Annotated in this window: 13 protein-coding genes and 1 pseudogene; 11 read left to right on the top strand and 3 right to left on the bottom strand. The window is 53.4% G+C overall.

Translation table 11 applies throughout. From position 1 onward, the window contains the following. Positions 1-58 precede the first annotated feature (58 nt). A complete protein-coding gene (locus HS1genome_RS08000; RefSeq protein ID WP_126450325.1) occupies positions 59-721 on the top strand; it encodes an FAD-binding oxidoreductase in 663 nt (220 codons plus the stop codon). Between the two features lie 68 nt (positions 722-789). Here the strand turns inward: HS1genome_RS08000 and HS1genome_RS12725 are convergent. Continuing rightward, positions 790-1,995 (bottom strand): annotated as a pseudogene (locus HS1genome_RS12725) (RNA-guided endonuclease TnpB family protein). A 94-nt stretch (positions 1,996-2,089) separates the two neighbouring features. Here HS1genome_RS12725 and HS1genome_RS08010 point away from each other — a divergent pair. The 4 genes from HS1genome_RS08010 to HS1genome_RS13065 all read left to right on the top strand — a co-directional run bounded on the left by HS1genome_RS08010 (position 2,090) and on the right by HS1genome_RS13065 (position 4,944). Continuing rightward, on the top strand, positions 2,090-2,479 hold the full coding sequence (locus tag HS1genome_RS08010; RefSeq protein ID WP_126450326.1) for a hypothetical protein: 390 nt from the start codon (positions 2,090-2,092) through the stop codon (positions 2,477-2,479). Positions 2,480-2,514: 35 nt separating this feature from the next. After that, on the top strand, positions 2,515-2,652 hold the full coding sequence (locus HS1genome_RS08015) for a BBE domain-containing protein (RefSeq protein ID WP_158613749.1): 138 nt from the start codon (positions 2,515-2,517) through the stop codon (positions 2,650-2,652). Positions 2,653-2,951: 299 nt separating this feature from the next. Then, complete coding sequence (locus HS1genome_RS08020; protein WP_229768250.1) at positions 2,952-4,580, top strand: plastocyanin/azurin family copper-binding protein; 1,629 nt, start codon at positions 2,952-2,954, stop codon at positions 4,578-4,580. Positions 4,581-4,812: 232 nt separating this feature from the next. Continuing rightward, positions 4,813-4,944, top strand: coding sequence for a hypothetical protein (locus HS1genome_RS13065; RefSeq protein ID WP_269470930.1), 132 nt, complete (start codon positions 4,813-4,815; stop codon positions 4,942-4,944). Between the two features lie 154 nt (positions 4,945-5,098). Here the strand turns inward: HS1genome_RS13065 and HS1genome_RS08025 are convergent, their stop codons facing one another. Beyond that, positions 5,099-7,618, bottom strand: a complete 2,520-nt coding sequence (locus HS1genome_RS08025; protein ID WP_229768251.1) for an ArsR family transcriptional regulator — start codon at positions 7,616-7,618, stop codon at positions 5,099-5,101. A gap of 130 nt (positions 7,619-7,748) precedes the next feature. Between HS1genome_RS08025 and HS1genome_RS08030 the strand changes: the two genes are divergently transcribed. Next, positions 7,749-8,624 carry a DNA adenine methylase gene (locus HS1genome_RS08030; RefSeq protein ID WP_126450330.1) on the top strand — a complete coding sequence of 292 codons (876 nt, stop codon included), beginning with the start codon at positions 7,749-7,751 and terminating at the stop codon, positions 8,622-8,624. 622 nt (positions 8,625-9,246) lie between these two features. Beyond that, a complete protein-coding gene (locus HS1genome_RS13200; RefSeq protein WP_126450331.1) occupies positions 9,247-9,462 on the top strand; it encodes a hypothetical protein in 216 nt (71 codons plus the stop codon). Between the two features lie 558 nt (positions 9,463-10,020). On the opposite strand, the gene HS1genome_RS08040 is transcribed toward HS1genome_RS13200, so the two are convergent. Next, positions 10,021-12,069, bottom strand: coding sequence for a xanthine dehydrogenase family protein molybdopterin-binding subunit (locus HS1genome_RS08040; RefSeq protein ID WP_126450332.1), 2,049 nt, complete (start codon positions 12,067-12,069; stop codon positions 10,021-10,023). A gap of 108 nt (positions 12,070-12,177) precedes the next feature. On the opposite strand from HS1genome_RS08040, the gene HS1genome_RS08045 reads away from it, so the two are divergent. The 4 genes from HS1genome_RS08045 (at position 12,178) to ilvD (ending at position 17,183) form a co-directional block, all read left to right on the top strand. Further along, positions 12,178-12,687: a hypothetical protein gene (locus tag HS1genome_RS08045; RefSeq protein ID WP_126450333.1), complete on the top strand. Its 510-nt coding sequence runs from the start codon at positions 12,178-12,180 to the stop codon at positions 12,685-12,687. 1 nt (position 12,688) lies between these two features. After that, positions 12,689-13,477, top strand: a complete 789-nt coding sequence (locus HS1genome_RS08050; RefSeq protein WP_126450334.1) for an XdhC family protein — start codon at positions 12,689-12,691, stop codon at positions 13,475-13,477. A 512-nt stretch (positions 13,478-13,989) separates the two neighbouring features. After that, on the top strand, positions 13,990-15,324 hold the full coding sequence (locus tag HS1genome_RS08055; protein WP_126450335.1) for a hypothetical protein: 1,335 nt from the start codon (positions 13,990-13,992) through the stop codon (positions 15,322-15,324). A gap of 164 nt (positions 15,325-15,488) precedes the next feature. Beyond that, positions 15,489-17,183 (top strand): dihydroxy-acid dehydratase, encoded by a 1,695-nt coding sequence (gene ilvD / locus HS1genome_RS08060; RefSeq protein WP_126450336.1) that lies wholly within the window; start codon positions 15,489-15,491, stop codon positions 17,181-17,183.

A 17,183-nucleotide genomic window follows, 5' to 3' on the forward strand; every position in this document is an offset into this window, starting at 1 on the left:
ACTTTAGTCGCGAGGAAAGCAGAGGGACCCGATAGTTTCAGACCCAAGAAAAAAGGAAATGAAGCTCAATGAGCTCAGGTCAAAGGTCAGGGGCACCGTCGTTTCACCGCAGGAATCTGAGTATGAAGTGGAGAGAAGGCTCTATAACAGCATGATAGACAAGAGGCCCTCCTTAATAGTTAAGTGTTTAGGCCTGCAGGACGTTCAGCACGCCCTGGAATACGCTGAGACGCTTGGCCTAAAGGTAAGCGTGAGAGGAGGGGGACACGGAGTCTCAGGGTCGGCCTTGGTGGAGGGTGGGCTTGTGATAGATCTGAGTCGAATGAATGGAGTTTGGGTCGACCCTAAGGAGAAGACGGCAATAGTTCAGGGAGGTGTAGTCTGGGGAGAGTTCGACAGGGAGGCCCAAGTATTCGGGCTCGCCAACCCAGGAGGAAAGGTATCCACCACCGGGGTGGCCGGCTTCACTTTGGGCAGTGGGATAGGTTGGCTGAGCAACAAGTATGGCCTAGCGTGTGACAACTTGTTGGGTGCTCAGGTGGTCACGGTCGACGGCAGGGTACTGAACGTAGATGAGGACAACGAGAGGGAGCTTTTCTGGGCCATCAGAGGAGGAGGACACTCCATGGCTGTAGTAACCTCCTTCAAGTTCAGGCTCCATAGGGTTGGGCCCATGGTGTGCGGCGGGCTCCTCATTTACCCTGAGCGTTACTTCCAATGAGGTAGTTGGGACGGTCAAGAGTTTCGTGGAGAGGGCCAGGAGGGAGGTGTCACTCTTGACTGTTCTCACTACAGCACCTTCCCCCCTTCCAAAGGAGATGCATGCTGACTTCCTCCCCGCCCTGGGAGGGTTCCCCTCATCGATTCGGGTTTAATTCTCTGAGGGGCAGTCGAGAGGGTCGGAGACCCCCTCCTGTTTAAATTAACTATAGCGATAACGTCACGATCATTCTCATAACTACATGAACACTTAAACCAACGATGCCCTTTTCTTCCATCCTTTTACCACACTTAGGACATGAGACAGAAGAATAACTACAATCAACGAACTCTACGACCATACCGTGCTTCTTAGCTTGTCAAGAGATCCAGTACTGAACACGACGGTACTGCATTAAGTAGGGTTTATCCCTAAACTCTTTCGATAGTTTATCCACGTTCTTGATTAGGTTCCTGAGGTTCTCCAGTTCGATGACGCTAGCACCCATCGTCCTTACAATTTCAACAACCCACTTCCCCACTTTCCTAGCGAAATCCTCCATAACCCTCCTAGCCTTTAGGTGGAAGGAGTGAATCCTTCGTAAGATCCTATTGTTCTCCTTCCACCTCTTTGGGTATTTCTTCTGAAGATTTTCAGCTAAAGACTTCCAATGGTGAACCTCTTCAATGCGAGTTGGAATCCTAACGTAGTGTTTGTCGTCCTTCCCTGCAACTACCTCGCTCATGTTAACGTCTACGGCAACACTAGACTTTGGGTCTACCTTCTCTAGTGGTTTCTCAAAAACCACTTTAAGGAAAGCCTTTCCCTCTCTGACTACTAACCTAGCCTCCCTCGTCCTCCAGTTCAGGTACTCCCTCAAGTTCTTGGGATAACCTAGAATTGGTATCTCACCAAACACTTGCTATCCTAACAGTCTCTCGAAGTTCACATTATAACTTGCCTTTGGTGTTAGCCAAACAGTGGGCTTATAAACTCTCGGAAAACGTCCTCTTCTCGAATTATCATACCAACCCTTGTACTGAGAGGGCGTCACGATAACAGTCCTCGGCTATCTTTGACGGTAGATTGTGTTCCTCCCTTAACTTCGTGTATGACTCCTCGTGGACTTTTGAAAGTACTCCCTTCTCTTCCGGATTTTTCACGTTCTCTTTCGACCAGAATAGGGTGAAACGGAGTGCTTCAACGTAGTTGTTCACGAGGGCTAGGAGGGAATCAGATGGGGCGACCTTCATCGAAACAGTTGCTCTGATCGCTTTTTTACCCCTCCTAGCCATTAATGAAATTTAGAAAGAAAAGAAGCATTTAAATTTCCATCCCCGCCCCTAGAAGGGGCGAGGCTTTCGTTCTCTTTGCAAGAGGGTGATACTCTTGGCTGGAGGGTTCATGGGAGATCCAGAGGAAGGGGAGGTTGAGCTCGCACCAGTTAAGCAGATCTCCGCTAGCAAGGTCGACATGATGGGGCCCATTCCCTACACTGCCCTCCAAGCCTTGGCTGACCCCCTTAACCCTCCCCACTTGAACAACCACTGGAAGAATCAGTTCATGGACGACCTCAAGGATGAAACCGTCGAAGCGGTCAGGAAATACTTCCTCACCTCGACCTCACCCATCTCAGAGCTTCACTTCGAATACGTGGGAAAGGGCGTATCGGAGGTCTCGGAAGAGGAGAACACATTTGGGCATAGAAAGGCCAAGTGGATAGTAAACATCGTAGTGAAGTGGGACGATCCTCGGCACACAGAGGCTAACGTGAGCTAGGTGAGAGGCTCTTCAACGAATTGTCTCCAATGTCCGTGGGACGTTACGTCAACTACGATGGTGACAATTCGAGGGAGTCGGCTGTGAGGTCCTACAGCGTGCCCAAGTACAGGAGGCTCATAGAGGTCAAGAAGGTCTACGATCCCCACGATCTCTTCGCTACCAGGCTCTGATGGACCAGCAAGTCCTCACATCACAACTATGGGCTGCTCTCACGGCCCGCGTCTGTCGACTAATGCACACTGAGCGACGTTTCTTTTCATACCGACTCCTTAACATTCTAACTTTTCTAGGATCTGCCCTCATGTAAGAGAGGTCTCTGTGGGGGACTGCAACCTTCAACTAAAGGTTTACTAAATCAAAGGAGACCCAGTTCTTATGTAACCTATGGAACAGTTCAGGTCAAGTTGAGAAAAAAGTAGACTCAAATCGTGTAAAGGGCGCGGAGACCACTTACTTCTTTATTGCCCTATTGGTAGGTGGTTTCCTCCTCTACTTTAGCGTCTTACCCCACCCTCTAGCTACACCAGACTCCCCTCACTCTCCCGGTTTGATAAGCAAGTACAACAGCTCTGGTGACCCAGGATCAGGTCAGGACTGGACAGTCTACGTGGGAGGGGGGACTCAGGACATGTCGGTGATGACAATGGGGTTCTTCCCTGAGATAATAACCATAGACGCTGGTGACAGCATAACGTTCATAAACAACTCCTCGGAGGTGCACACCGTCACCTTCCTGAGCGGAAATCCACCGATCAACCCATTCTCCCCATTAGCTGACGTAAAGATCGGGGGGAACGTTTACAATGGGACAACCGTGGTCTCGTCGGGTATGCTACTCCCAGGGCAGAGCTACACCCTGACCTTCACGAACCCAGGGGTGTATATCTACCAGTGCATCTATCACGCGGGAATGGTGGGGATTGTGGTGGTTAATCCTGCCGGAACACCATATCCGATGACCCAGGCCCAATACAACCAAGTGGCCTATCAGGAGGTGACGCAGTCTCTGAGCAACGGGGAGTCCATATTTCAACAGGTTAACATCCCCGCCACCCCAGGCCCCAACGGAACCACAGTTTGGCACGTGAACGCCGGGCTCACTACACCTGCGGTAGCGTCAGTGCAGTTGACTCCGGCCTCAGGAAGTGATGTCACAGGTACTGCTCAGCTCGCCATTGTTTCCCCTGGGGAGATGTCAGTGGAGGTGGACCTCTCAGGACTGACCCCAGGGAAGACCTACCAGGTTCAGATATTCACCGGTGCGTCTGAGGCCGGAGGTAGACTAACCTACACCTTAAACCCGGTAGTTGGGGGCTCCAACGGTACTGGCACTTCAATCACCACAGTCAAGGTTGAGCCTCTAGACCCTTACATCCCAGGGAGTTACGGCATTCCTGCTGCGAGTTGGTACGTTAACGTCAGCTCAGGTGACACGGCAGTCTCGTTAGGAGACGTCATAGCTCCAGCCGCAAGTGCCATGAGGTTCCTCCCGTCCACCCTCACGATACATGTGGGGGACACCGTCACCTGGACCGTCAACGCCCCTGACGAAGTGCACACTGTGACCTTCGTGCCCCAGGGTATGGAAATACCGGAGTTCGGGACCCCCGTAAGCCTCATACCAGCTGGAGGTCCCGTGTTCAACGGCTCTGGCTACTACAACTCTGGGCCCCTCCTGCCAGGCCAATCCTATAGCCTAACCTTCACTGTGCCTGGAGTCTACACCTACGTGTGCCTACTTCACGACAACATGGGCATGTACGGTACAATAGTGGTCCTGCCTAACGGTCCCGTGAACTCCCAACAACTCGCACAGCTTTCCACCATGTTAAATCAACTTTCCGGCCTCTCAGGCCGGGTTTACAACAACTCAGCGCAGATCTCTCAGGTAGACGCCAGACTCAGCTCAGTATACGGGACGCTCTCCCAGATGAACGCTACCATGAACGGGTTACAGAATTCCACCGCGTCCCAAGGGACCCTCATGCAAGTTGTGAATGCGAGGGTATCAGGCCTTCAATCGACCCTCATTGTATTGGTGATCTTGGTGATCATTTCCCTACTCCTAAACGTGGTCCTAATAACGAGGAGGAGATAGGGACGTGCTAGAACATGCCTGGCTCCTATGTTAAAGATTTTTATTTGTAGTAAATTCAAAGGACATATCTTATCCTGAGGCCGCCAGACTGTAAGACCTCTATGTAACCATTCGTTACTTTTAAATTACTTATAAGTATTGTTTTGATATAATTGTATTTATATAATGTTGCCTTGATTTCTCTATCGATGATCCCTCAACCTATGGCGGGCTCTGCTAGGAGGTCTCGGGGATGACGGAAGTTGGATGGGAGGATGGTGTTCCCTTCCACTGGTGCCAGCGAGTTGAGGGTGTACGATCCCTCAAGGGGGTGTTTGCGGTGGAATTAGAAGTAAAAGTTAAGGAGAAGTTGCACTGCGGGTAAACACTTTCGTGCCCTCTCCAGAAGTGTGTAAAATACCACATCGAGTCCTCTGGGTTTGGTCTACTCAGCCACTTATCTTGAGGCACGGAGAGACAAACGAAACTTACGCCTCCCTGAAGTGTGGATTGGGATCTCCTCGCCACGTGAACTCGCGTCAAAGGTAACTCCTGGCTGTATCTGGATACAACACTGTCCCTTCCTGAAGTAGCGCACTTATTGCCTTCTCTACCTCAGATGCTTTGCCAGTCCATCCGGCCTCCCTGAGTGTCCTCTGGGCCTCTCGCAGGTGACTCAGGGCCTGTTCCTTCATTCCCTCTTTAGCTTCCAGAAGTCCCAAGGCCCACAAGGTCAGTCCCTTCTCGTCAGCTACGAGCCCGTCTATTAGTTTTAGGCTCTCATTTAACATTGAGATCCCTTTTTTCACGTTCCCCTCCACCTCAGCTGTGTATATTCCCAGACCCCTCATGATTATTCCTCGCATTAGTGGTCCCTGAACTCTACCCATGAGGGACCTCACTCTCTCAATGTCCTCCCTCGCTCTAGCGACGTTCCCCAGCCTCAAGTTCAGGACACCTCTCTCTGCGAGACAGACCGCCAAGTGTCCCAGCCTGATGGACTTAGAGAGGTCTTCCACCGCCATGTCGTAGTATTCCATGGCCTTCGTCGGCTTTCCTTGTTCTACCAAGATGCTCCCTATACCCCATTCGCAATGCCCTGTTGCGAAAAGGTTGTGAAGCTTCCTGAATTCATCCAACGCCACCTCAGCTAAGGCCTTGGACTTATCGAATTCTCCCTTCCTGTAGTAAACCATTGCCATCTGGTGAAGCAAGGGGCTCCTGCCCTCAATGTCTGTATCGTCCACTTCCTCTAGGGCCCTGTGAAGGAGTGTCAAGGCCTCGTCCAACTTACCCTTCTCCTCGTGGATTTCAGCCATTAGTGTGGCTAGCTTCCTGAACCAAGGGCCGCTTCTGCCCTCGTAAGTCCTCATTCCCCTTCCGCAGACCTGCTCCGCCCTATCGTAGTCGTTTATAACTATGTAAGCTGAGCAGAGGAAGAACAGTAGTTGACCGTGAGTGTTCCAGTCCTTGGTTAGCCTCACTAATCCCTCTACTTCCTCGAACTTTTCGATAGACTCTTTCACTTTACCTGTGAAGTAGGAATAGAGGGCCTTGAAGTACTTCAACCTCACCCTCCCCTCCGGGGACACTTCCTCCTCTGAGACTCCCCTGAAGAGCTCGTAGACGTTCTCCAGGAGTCCCGCGGTGGCTATCCTGTTCACGTCCCTCACTAGGGCTAGGGCCTCCTCCTCCTCCCCGGCCTTCACTAGGTGGCGCATCGCCTCGAGTCTAGAGAGGGGATCGGCCCCCTTCATGTAATAGAGCGCGGCCTTTCTGTGAAGCTCCTCCTTGTGAGAAGAGTACTCGTAAACCGTCTCCCTCAATGAGTCGGGGAGGGAGTAAGTCCCCCCTGAGTTTGCGACCAGTAGCATGTCCTCCAGCTCCTTCAAGGAACTCATAAACCCCTTAACCCGAATCAGCCTCCTGAGGGAGTCGTGATCCACGGGAGAGTCGAAGACAGAGAGCTGTTCCAGTATCCGCATCTGGTCTTCAGTGACCGTCCTCCTTAGCTCTGTGGCTAGCCACCTACTGAAGGACCATCCACTGGAGGACCCGGCATGTTTCCCCTCTTCCAAGTTGCGAACATCGGAGGTGGACTCCCTTACATCTCCCGAGAGACACAGCATTCTAAGGCCAAGGGGATGTCCCTTAAGTTTCTGTGCATAAGGTCCCACTTCCTCAATAGGTTTACGACACTCCGAGTTCAGGAACTCCCTCACCTCGTTCTCCGTTATTCCTTGTAAGTGGAGCTCCCGCAAGTTGGAGGGCCCTCCCATGGGCCTCCTTGAGGTCAGGAACACACTCCCGTTTCTCTCCATAAGACGGTTGGAGAACAGCTTCACAACATGGTCACGACATAGATCGAAATTATCCAACACCGCGACTACCTCGTTCTGCATGGTCTCGTCCACAGCCAAGTCCAGGAGAGTGGAAATGTCGTTTACACCAGCCATGACGTACTCGGGTAGTGTCCTGTGGCCTCTACGTAGAAGGAACCCAGAGAACTTCCCCACGAAGTACTGGAAGCTGTCAACTTCCCTGCACGTGTACCAGAAGGTCCTGTTCTCGAGGCCGCTTTCCCTGATGAACTTGGCCACAAGAGTCGTCTTACCTATGCCAGGTATGCCCCATACCAATACTGGCCCACTCAACGAGCGGAGGAGTTCAAGTTCTGCCCTCCTTCCCACGAAGTGTGAGACCTTTGGGACGGGATCCTCAGTAAGTCCCTTAGGTATTATTACTTCCTCTCTAACTTCCCTCCCCCGTACGACGAAACCCATCTGCGTCAAATTTATCTCGAGCGTGTCAATCTTCGGGTAATACACCTTCACGTTCTTCCCGGCTAGTCTCACCCACTTACCTCTGACTAGACCTGTCTCTTCCATTCTCCTCAGTCTCTCCGACACGTGAGACTCCTTCATACCCATCTGTTGAGCCAGTCTTCTAACGAAGGTTGGCTCTCCCCTCAAAATAGAGAGAATCGTAAGGTTAATCTCATCTGCTATGACTTGGAGTATCTCGCTTTCCCTAGCTTTCGCCCCAGTTAACCCCCCCACCCTCCCTAAAATTCCATTATAATATAACCATAAAAACTTAGTGGACATCCGAATTATCAAATAAGACGCCGAAAAGTGAGGAGATAGCGCCTCCAGGTAGGCTAATTAACTGAACGCTTAAGGTGGCGCTATGCTGAGACCTCTGCTGAAGTGGGCGGGAGGTAAGAGGTGGTTAGTCAGTTTCCTGATAGGCACGTTACCCGTCAAGTGGGCTCACTATTACGAGCCATTCGCCGGAGCAGCGGCTCTCCTGGTAGAGATGTGGAACAGGAGACTGTTGGGAGGGGCTACAATATCGGACACGAACGAGGAGCTAGTCAACCTCTACGTAGTGGTGAGGGACTGTCCCCAGGAGTTGGTGAGCGCCTTGAAGCAACTCCCCTTCGGTAACGACCCAAAGTCCTACTACGCAGCTAGGGATAGGTTCAACGAAATTAGGGGAGGTCCAGCGAAAGTGGAGAGGGCTGCCCTCCTCATCTACCTCAATAGACACTGTTACAACGGCCTCTGGAGGGTCAACGCTAAAGGCGAGTTCAACGTACCCTTCGGGAGGTATAATAGGCCCTCAATGCCGTCTGAAGAAGACGTGTTTGGATTTCATGCCCTCCTCAGGAATGTAAGGATCCTCAATGTGGACTTCGAGGAGGCGGTGAAGGACGTCTCTAAGGGTGACCTAGTGTATCTGGACCCGCCCTACCAACCCGCGTCTGAGACGGCTTCCTTCACAGATTACACCCCTGAGGGGTTCACGAAACAGGACCAGGTAAGGTTGGCTAAGGTATTCAGAGAGCTTGACGAAAGGGGAGCGTATCTAATCTTGAGCAACTCGGACACGGAGCTAGTGAGGTCCCTTTATGAAGGATATTACGTCGAGACAGTCGAGGCAAACAGGGCCATAAACAGTAAGACGGAAAGAAGGAGGGGAGCTAGGGAGATAATAGTCACCAACTACGAGGTGGAGAAGAGACGACGGGCAAAGCTGAATTCAGGATGGGGAATACTATAGGATGCCGTAGAGGTGACGAGTTGAAAGTGAGGGACTTCGATTAAGGAAGGTGTTTGGAGGGGGAAAGGGGAGATTGAAACGAAAACGAAGTTTGTCTGGTAGGGTCTGTGACGAGGTCTCTCTGAGCTCCTCTTACCAGATTACTAAAATAGGGGTTGAGGAGGAAGTCTCCAGCGGAGCCCTTCGTTTTAAGGTTATTTCCTCAAAGATTTCGACGACGCCCTCCCCCAGCCCTAGGGCCTAATCGTGATGAGGGAGGGGCAACTAACATCTCTCCCTTTTCCTCCTCCATGGAGCTCAGCCACGAAAGTCCTCCTTTCTGATGAGGTGGTTCTTTGACCCACCCGAGTACGCCCCAAAAGAGGGATGTATCTCCGAATCGAAGAGGGGAACCGTGGCCGTTGAGGGTAACTCTTCCCAGGCTAGGAGAAAGTGTGTTTCGTCTTCCACCACTAGACACCCTGTCCGTGAGGGCCGGGTAGTTTACAAAGTCGGGAGTTGAGGGGGCGTAAAGCCTCGCCCTTCACGGCGGGGACGGATAGCCCCCTCATATTTATACTTCTTTGTGAAATTTCTCTTAGTGGTACTAACGACGCTCCTCCCCAGCTCGATCTAAGGTTTAATGGGACTGAGGGAGGAGCAAGCAGTGACTTCGATTTCCTTTAAGGGACTAGACGTAATGGGTGAAAGTCCCCTCCTCTTCAAATGGGAGTGGATCTCTGATCCACTCGACTGCCCACCAAACGAGGGATGTAAACCCGAATCAATGGTGGGAACGACGATCCCTTTGGGAGGGAACCCTCGTCCCTTCCAGGGCGGGGAGGAAGTCAGTGGTTAACCGGCCACTCAGGTCTCCTATTCAATTAAAGGTATGAACGTAAAGAAGTCTCTCTCCTTCATCATAGACCACAACTGAATGTCGTGAAGGGGAGTCCCGAGTTCTCAGACAACTCTTTAGGGCGGGAGGAGGTCGGCTAACAGGATCGCACATCTCGGGATATTCTATCTACGGGTCTTACTCCTTAATTCGTGACCAGGCAGCCCATTTGTCTTAACTTGGGTTCAAGGGTGGACCTCACCACCGAGGACGGAAGGTCCCCTTTGTTGATTTTAAATACTGGTCAGAAGGACGACGTCTAGGCTATGTTCACCGACGGAGCGACCTTCACCTAGATCCCTAAAAGCGAGGGTCCTCGAAGTACGCCTCCCGCCCCAAGGCCCTTAGCGGGCACCGAGTCTCGGGCGATCCTAAATCGGGGCCGGTCCTCAGTGCCCGTTGATCTCTCTACCCTTTGGGCGAAGAAGGAAATACCCACCGCGAAGACACCCTTCGAGGTCGGGGTAAGTTCATAGAGACGTAGTGAAACTTCTGGACGTGGGTATGGCGATCGCGAGATCAACTGTGGACTGTAGTGATAGGAACTCTCCTGACCTTCACGCCAAGTGCCTGCTCAACTGCGCTCGTGAACGCCGCTGCCGCCACCCCAACTGGGATCTCCCCAATTCCCTTTGCTCCCGTGGGTGTGTATGGGGAGGGCGTTGGAACTATCCTCACCTCTATCTTGGGCAGGTCGATTGCTCTGGGCATGCCGTAGTCGTGGAGGTTAGCGTTGATCGGACTTCCTTCTCTAAACAGAAGTCCCTCTCTGAACGCTAGTCCTATCCCGGTGGCGGTTCCACCTGTGACTTGATCTCTGACCAGTTCCTCGTCAATAACGGCTCCAGGGTCTATGAACACCACTTGCTTGAAAGGCCTCACCTCTCCCTCCCTCACTTCCACTGCTGCGACGTTGCAGCAGAACGGGTAAGCGTTGAACCTCTTCGGGTTTTCCAGGTTGAAAGCGTACTGCGACTCGATACCGTCCAACTCAGTCAACTTAACCTCACCCGACGGCGTATAGAAGGTTCCGGACGAGTACTTCACCTCTCCGCCAAGTCTTACCTTTGCCTTGGATAAAAGCTCCTCGGCTGCACCCTTTGTGGCCCCTGCAGTGAAAACCGCCATCCTGCTTCCTCCAGGGCCGAAGGATGGAACGTCTGTGGTCAGTTCCACCTCGACATCCTCAGGGGAGATCTCTAGGAACTTGGAGACCAGCAGTCTAATAGAGTGCTCGTTCCCCTGACCTTCTGGGCTGTAGCCCACCTGTGCCACCACCTTTCCACCCCTCACCTTCAACCTCACGCTCTCCGAGCCCGACGGTGTGCTCGGGTCCGTCGAGCACGCTATTCCTACAACGTAACCTGAAGTCTTCAACTTAGCCGCCTCAGCCTTAGCCAACTCTAGGAGCTTGGACGGATCCCCCGAATCGTACCTGAAGAAGGGTGTCTCATATGGGAACGTCCTGACGAAGTTCCTTTCCCTAACTTCGGTTCTCTCCAGTCCCAATTCGTCAGCAACCGCGTCCATTAACCTCTCCAGCGCCCATGTGTGGGGAGGAGTGCCCGCACCTCTGAAGGCCCCTGGCGGGTTCTTGTTGGTGGAGACGAGCCTTACTTCGTATTTGAAGTAAGGTATCTCGTAGGGGCCAGTCAAAATTCCCACCGGCTTGAAGGCCTGTCCTCCCGACTTCGCGGCGCCCACGTCCTCGTCCACCTTCATTTCCACTCCCGTCACCTGTCCGGTCCTCTTGAAGAACACCCTGATTCTGAACCTCCTCTCTGGTCCAGAGCTGTTGGACGAAGTGAAGTGCTCGGTCCTCGTCTCCACCCACTTCACCGGAACCTTGAACTCCTTACTCGCAGCCACCAGGGCCATGAGGTACTTCTGGATCGAGAACTTCGCTCCGAAACTCCCTCCCGTCCTCACCGGCTCTGCTACGACGTTCACCCCGAGTGCTTTTGCCACCTCCCTTCCAAGGACGCTTGGGGCCTGTGCATTTGAGTAGATCCTGAACGACCCTTTCTCTGGTACCACGAACGCAGCGTAGGTCTCTATCGGGTTCCCAGCGCTCCTGCTCCAGTACAGTTCCAGCTCCAGTTCGCGGTCCTGGGGCCTGAACCCCATCTCCATCGCGTTACCTCCCACAACGTTAGTTCCTAGCTCCTCGAACACTAGGCTATCGTTCCTCAAGGCGTCGTCTAAGTCGTTGACAGGCCTGAGAGGCTCGTAATCCACTGTCACCATGTCCGCCAGGTCCTTGGATGTGTAGGGATCGTCCGCCAATACGATCGCTACCGGGTCTCCAACGTATCTGACCTTCGAGGTCGCTAGGACCTCCGTGACCGAGCTTCCCTCCCTTTCTCCAGCCGAAACCTGTCCTGCCCTTAGACGTTCTCCAGTAAGAACCAAAGCTCCCTTGGAGATCGCCTCTGACGGATCCACCGACCTGACTCTGGCGTGAGGATAGGGACTTCTGACGAACGCAGCATACTTTCCCTTGAATGGTAAGTCGTCTACGTACCTGCCCTCTCCTCTGACCAGAGGCAAAAGTTCCTCTAAGCGCATAGGTCTTAGGGGCCTCTTTCGTTTAAAGGTTCGACGGTAGCGGCGGAGCCCCATTATATAAAGAAAATCTGGGGAAAAGTATATGATAACCTCCTCCGACTTCGCTTCATGGCGGCTAACGTTCCTCCCGGCTCTTTCTACGTTGGTCTCGGCGTTGTTGGCCTGTCTCTTCTCGTAGCCACAATGGGGTGGTTCTTCACGAGGAATAAGTGGGTTCCATCTACCCTCACGTTGGCCTCGGCCTCCTCGGGAATTTTCCTTCTCTTGGAAGATCGACCTCTCTACTACCTAGGAGTGTACCACTGGTACGGACTGTTGGTGGAAAGTGTCCTCGACCTAGGGGCTTTCGTCTCGATCCTCAAAGGCCGCTTCTCATTCCCTGTGGCCGTGAACCTACTCGTCTTCCTTAGCGTAGTCCTAGACGCTGCTTTAGGTCTTCCCTTCTCCACCCTGCAGGGAGCAGTCCCCTACGTGGGTTGGCAGATCCTCTACGGATTTGGTCCCACCAGGCCCGAGATAGAGTGGTCCGCTGCTGTTTCCATTCTGACCGTAACTTCCCTTGGAGCTGCCCTCTCCGCCTTAAGGCAACGCTTTTTAGAGACAAAGACGAGGGTGTGATATGGCGTTCTGTGAATATTTCCCGATCATGACGAGGCTTAGCGCCCAAGGGAAGAGGTTCGCCTTAGTTACGGTGTTGCAGGGAGACCAGGTCTTGAAGTACGTAGTTGTGGAAGGAAGGATAGCCTACGGCGGGAACGATCCAGTTGTCCTGGAGGCGGGAATGAGGGCGATCCAGGAGTCTAGAGTAGTGGAGAACCAGGTAGGCACCGCGAAGATCGTCGCCGAGCCAGTCGAGCCCCGGCCTTCGTTAATCGTGGTGGGTACTAGGCTAATTGCGAGGGCCTTAGTTAAGCTGGGGAGAGTAATGGGATACTCGGTGGCTGCAGTAGGTCTCACAGACGTCGAGGCCGATTTTGCATCCTCTTCCATAGATGTTCTGGACTACATAGTCGACGAAGGAGCGGCAGTAGTTATAGCCAACGAGGGAGGGTCCCCAGACGACGCGGAGGCCGCCTACAAGGCACTTAAGAGGGGAGCGAAGTACGTGGGCGTGCTGGCGAGCCAGAGGAGGGCGGCCCTAATTATCGCCGATCTCATGAAGAGAGGCGTGACTGAGGAGGATATGCGCGGTAGGTTCTTCTCTCCGGTTGGGCTGGACGTGGGAACTAAGACGGCCGAGGAGATCGCGTTGTCGATTATTGCTGAGGCTTTAATGACACTCAGGGGGGCCAGTGGCAGGCGCTACTCTGAAGTCAAGGATCCTAGGGCGTTCCTCGCTGAGGCACTAGCGGGCAAAGTGGAGGACGCCTGCTCGTTCAGGCCGGTAAGTCTCAGTTCTGGGGAATAGGTGAGAGGAGAACTTTATACACATAGACAAAAAGATACATATAGGCAAGAAGCGCGCCGCTCCTGTTAGTTTGAGGTGTCCGAGACTCTTTCTCCATCTATGCTCTTAGAAGCCAACTGATGGTTCTAACCACTGTAGGAGACTGTATCCGACGTACGTCCAAGTCTAGAGGTAGACCATAGGGTTAATGATGAAAATATCGCCATTTCCTGGAGAAGGTACACACCCTTTTGTACGGCATTTCGATATGGACTTGGCTGACGTCTGTTCGATCCTCGCAGAGGGGTTGGAGAGACGTCCTAGCGAGGCCCGTGAGGTACCTTCCTAATCACGACCCCTCGAGGGTGACGGCGAGGATTTCAGGTGAGAGTGAGAGCCCTCGGAATGAGGCTTCTCGCCCCTGTGACGGAGCTGGGAAGTTCCACCTCTCAGAACTGGGTATTTCACAGGAGTGTTGTTAGCAGTTATTTATAAAAGAGATATTTTTTAGCGTTGAACGTGGTATACCTTACGTGAAGTGGCAACTGTTGTTGCTCATCGTTCTAGCGTCCTCTGTCACAGGGGCTCACGCTTCGACGACCACGACGAGCTATCGCGTCGCACTTCAGGGAGGTTACGTTGTAGTGGGGACAACCGTGGCTTACTATAATGGCTCCTTCTCCACCATTTTGAAAGTTTACTCCCTCAATGGTTCACTCCTCGAAGTCCGAGTCCTCCCGGGCGCGGATCTCCTCCAGTTGGCTGCATCGGAGTCAACGCTCTTCGGAGTGGCCTTGGCCAAAGGAAATCTGGAAGCGTTTGTCGCCTCCCTACCTGGACTCTCCATGGAGATTTACTTCCTCCCCTACTCGTCCGCGTCCTTCCTTCCGTCAGGGGCCGGAGTTCAAGTTCTCTACCTAGGAACCTGTTCCACGAGGACGCTCGTGAGCCTCGTCGGCCGTTTTCTGATCACCTTCGCTTCCACCTGTAACGACGGGGAGCATAGGTTGAACGTGTCAGTCAGAGACCTATTGAGCGGCGCTGTCTCTAACGCGCTAACCGTTCCATTCAACGACTCATTACTTGTAGGCAATGCATCGCTAGTCGTGTTGAACGGAGAGGGAGCGTTCATCTACTCTCTGCTCCCCTCACCGAAGGAGGTGATTTCCTTGTCCAATGCTACTTTCGTTGGAGGAGGGCCACCGATAGTGTTCGTTCGAGGTAACAACACACTTCTGTTCGACGGTGAGGGAAATGAGGTAGGTTCACTTCGTGGACGATACCAATACTTAGCTGGGTACACGGAGAACGGGTCCTACACGGTCGCTTTGGTTCCCCTGGGGGAACAGCCAACTTTCCTAGCTAGGCCCTCGACCATCGTGTTGCTCACCTCGGATGGTTCTCGCTCAGTTTCCGTGATCGAGGCACCTTTACCTAGTCAGGCCGTGTTCGTGGATGGGCGGCTTTTCGGACTTTACGCGTCGAGCTCGGGATGGATCGTTCGTTCGCTCGAGTACAACGTTTCGTCCGTCCTCAACCTCACAGGGCCCGTGGAGCTGGGGGAGCTAGATGGTTACTTAATGGTGAGTGAAGTGAGGTCTCCCGAGTACCTCTCCGCCTCCCTTCCAGGGACCGCCAGCGTGCTCTACTCCGTGCCCAATTTGACGGAAGTGGCTTACGTTCCCTATCCTCTGCTGCCAGTCGCCGTAACGGGAGACAAGGTTCTACTAGCGGGGAATAGGTTACTTCTATCCCCATTGCCGTACTTTCATAGAGGGGGCGGTCCACCTCTTTTTCCACTCGTCGTCGTTCCATCTGTTGTATTTATGCTTGTATTGTTGTACTACCTCTACAGGAGGCGCAGGTGAGTCCTGGAGGTGGTAGTACCTCGAAGGACATCCGGGACCTCGTCCTCACTCATTTGAGGAGAGATCGAGTACCCTAAGAGGATGGAACGGGGGACTGAGCACCTCACTTCTCGATGTCCGCGAGTTGGGCAACGCTTAAAATCACCAAAGATTTTTCTTTTGTCATGGAAAAATTTGAGGGTAAGGCTGAGCTCAGGAGTCCAGCCAGATACCACGGAATCCTCAACGCTCCTCACAGGGCCTTCCTGAGGTCGGTGGGTCTGACCGACTCAGACATAGCGAAGCCGCTAGTGGCAGTCTCGGTGGCGTGGAGCGAGGCCGGCCCTTGTAATGCACATACCTTGGGTCTTGCGCAGCTAGTCAAGGAAGGCGTGAGGACAGGAGGGGCATCCCCTCTGGCTTTTCCGACAATTGTGGTCAACGACAACATTGGCATGGGAACTGAAGGAATGAGGTACAGTCTGGTTAGCAGGGAGGTCATAGCTGACACCATAGAGGCCCAGTTCAACGCCCATGCGTTCGACGGTCTCGTCGGAATAGCGGGATGCGATAAGACAGAGCCAGGTACCCTGATGGGTATGGCCAGGTTGAACGTCCCCTCAATTTACTTGTACGCTGGAAGCGCTGAACCTGGCTTCTACATGGGCAGGGAGGTCACTATAGAGGACGTCCACGAGGCCATAGGTGCTTACCTAAAGGGGAGGGTGACGGAGCAGGACGTTTATGATGTCGAGAGGGCCTCCCACCCCACTTTGGGTACGTGCGCAGGCCTCTTCACAGCCAACACCATGGCGTCCATAGCAGAGGCTCTAGGAATGGCCCTGCCGGGGAGTGCCTCGCCCACTGCTACTTCCTCCAGGAGGGCCTACTACGCTAGAGAGAGCGGTGTGGCCCTGACTAGGCTCCTCGAACTAGGGATCAAGTCCCGGGACGTCATGACGTTCGAGGCCTTCGAGAACGCCATTACCCTCCTCATGGCCATGGGCGGATCTACTAACGCGGTCCTCCACCTCCCAGCCATCGCCTACGAGGCCGGGATAAAACTAACGCTCGACGACTTCGAGAGGATAGGGAAGAGGACGCCTTACATAGCTAGCCTGAAGCCTGGCGGGGACTTCGTAATGGCCGACTTAGACAAGGTAGGGGGAGTTCCTTTGGTCATGAAGAAGCTGCTCGACGCCGGTTTGCTGCACGGAGACGTTGTGACGGTGACGGGAAAGACGTTGAGACAGTCACTGACAGAGTACAGGTTACCACAGGTGAGGCACGATCACATAGTCAGGGAGGTGAGTCGCCCCATTAAATCTAGAGGAGGGATAGTGATACTGAAGGGCTCACTCGCCCCAGAGGGGGCGGTGATAAAGGTGGCCGCCACCTCGATCTCCAGGTTCAGAGGTAAGGCCAGAGTGTACGACGGAGAAGAGGCCGCGTTCAAAGGAGTAAGGTCCAACGAGGTCAAGGAGGGAGAGGTGGTGGTGATAAGGTACGAGGGTCCCAAGGGCGCTCCGGGGATGCCGGAGATGCTGAGGGTCACATCCGCGATAGTTGGGGCGGGACTCGAGAACGTTATGATGGTGACCGACGGCAGGTTCAGTGGAGCAACCAGAGGACCCATGATAGGGCACGTGGCGCCGGAGGCAATGGTAGGTGGCCCTATAGCTCTAGTGAGGGACGGTGACGAGATATCGCTGGACGTTGAGTCAAACAGGCTCGACATACTGGTGCCAGAGGAGGAACTCAAGGCTAGGGCCAGGGATTGGAGGGCCCCGGAGCCTAAGTACAGGACGGGCCTCTTGGCCAAGTATGCTTCCCTCGTTACACAGGCCTCACAGGGAGCTGTGACAACTCCGAGGTGGTGA

The sequence above is a fragment of the Sulfodiicoccus acidiphilus genome (assembly GCF_003967175.1).
GTDB classification, from domain to species: domain Archaea; phylum Thermoproteota; class Thermoprotei_A; order Sulfolobales; family Sulfolobaceae; genus Sulfodiicoccus; species Sulfodiicoccus acidiphilus.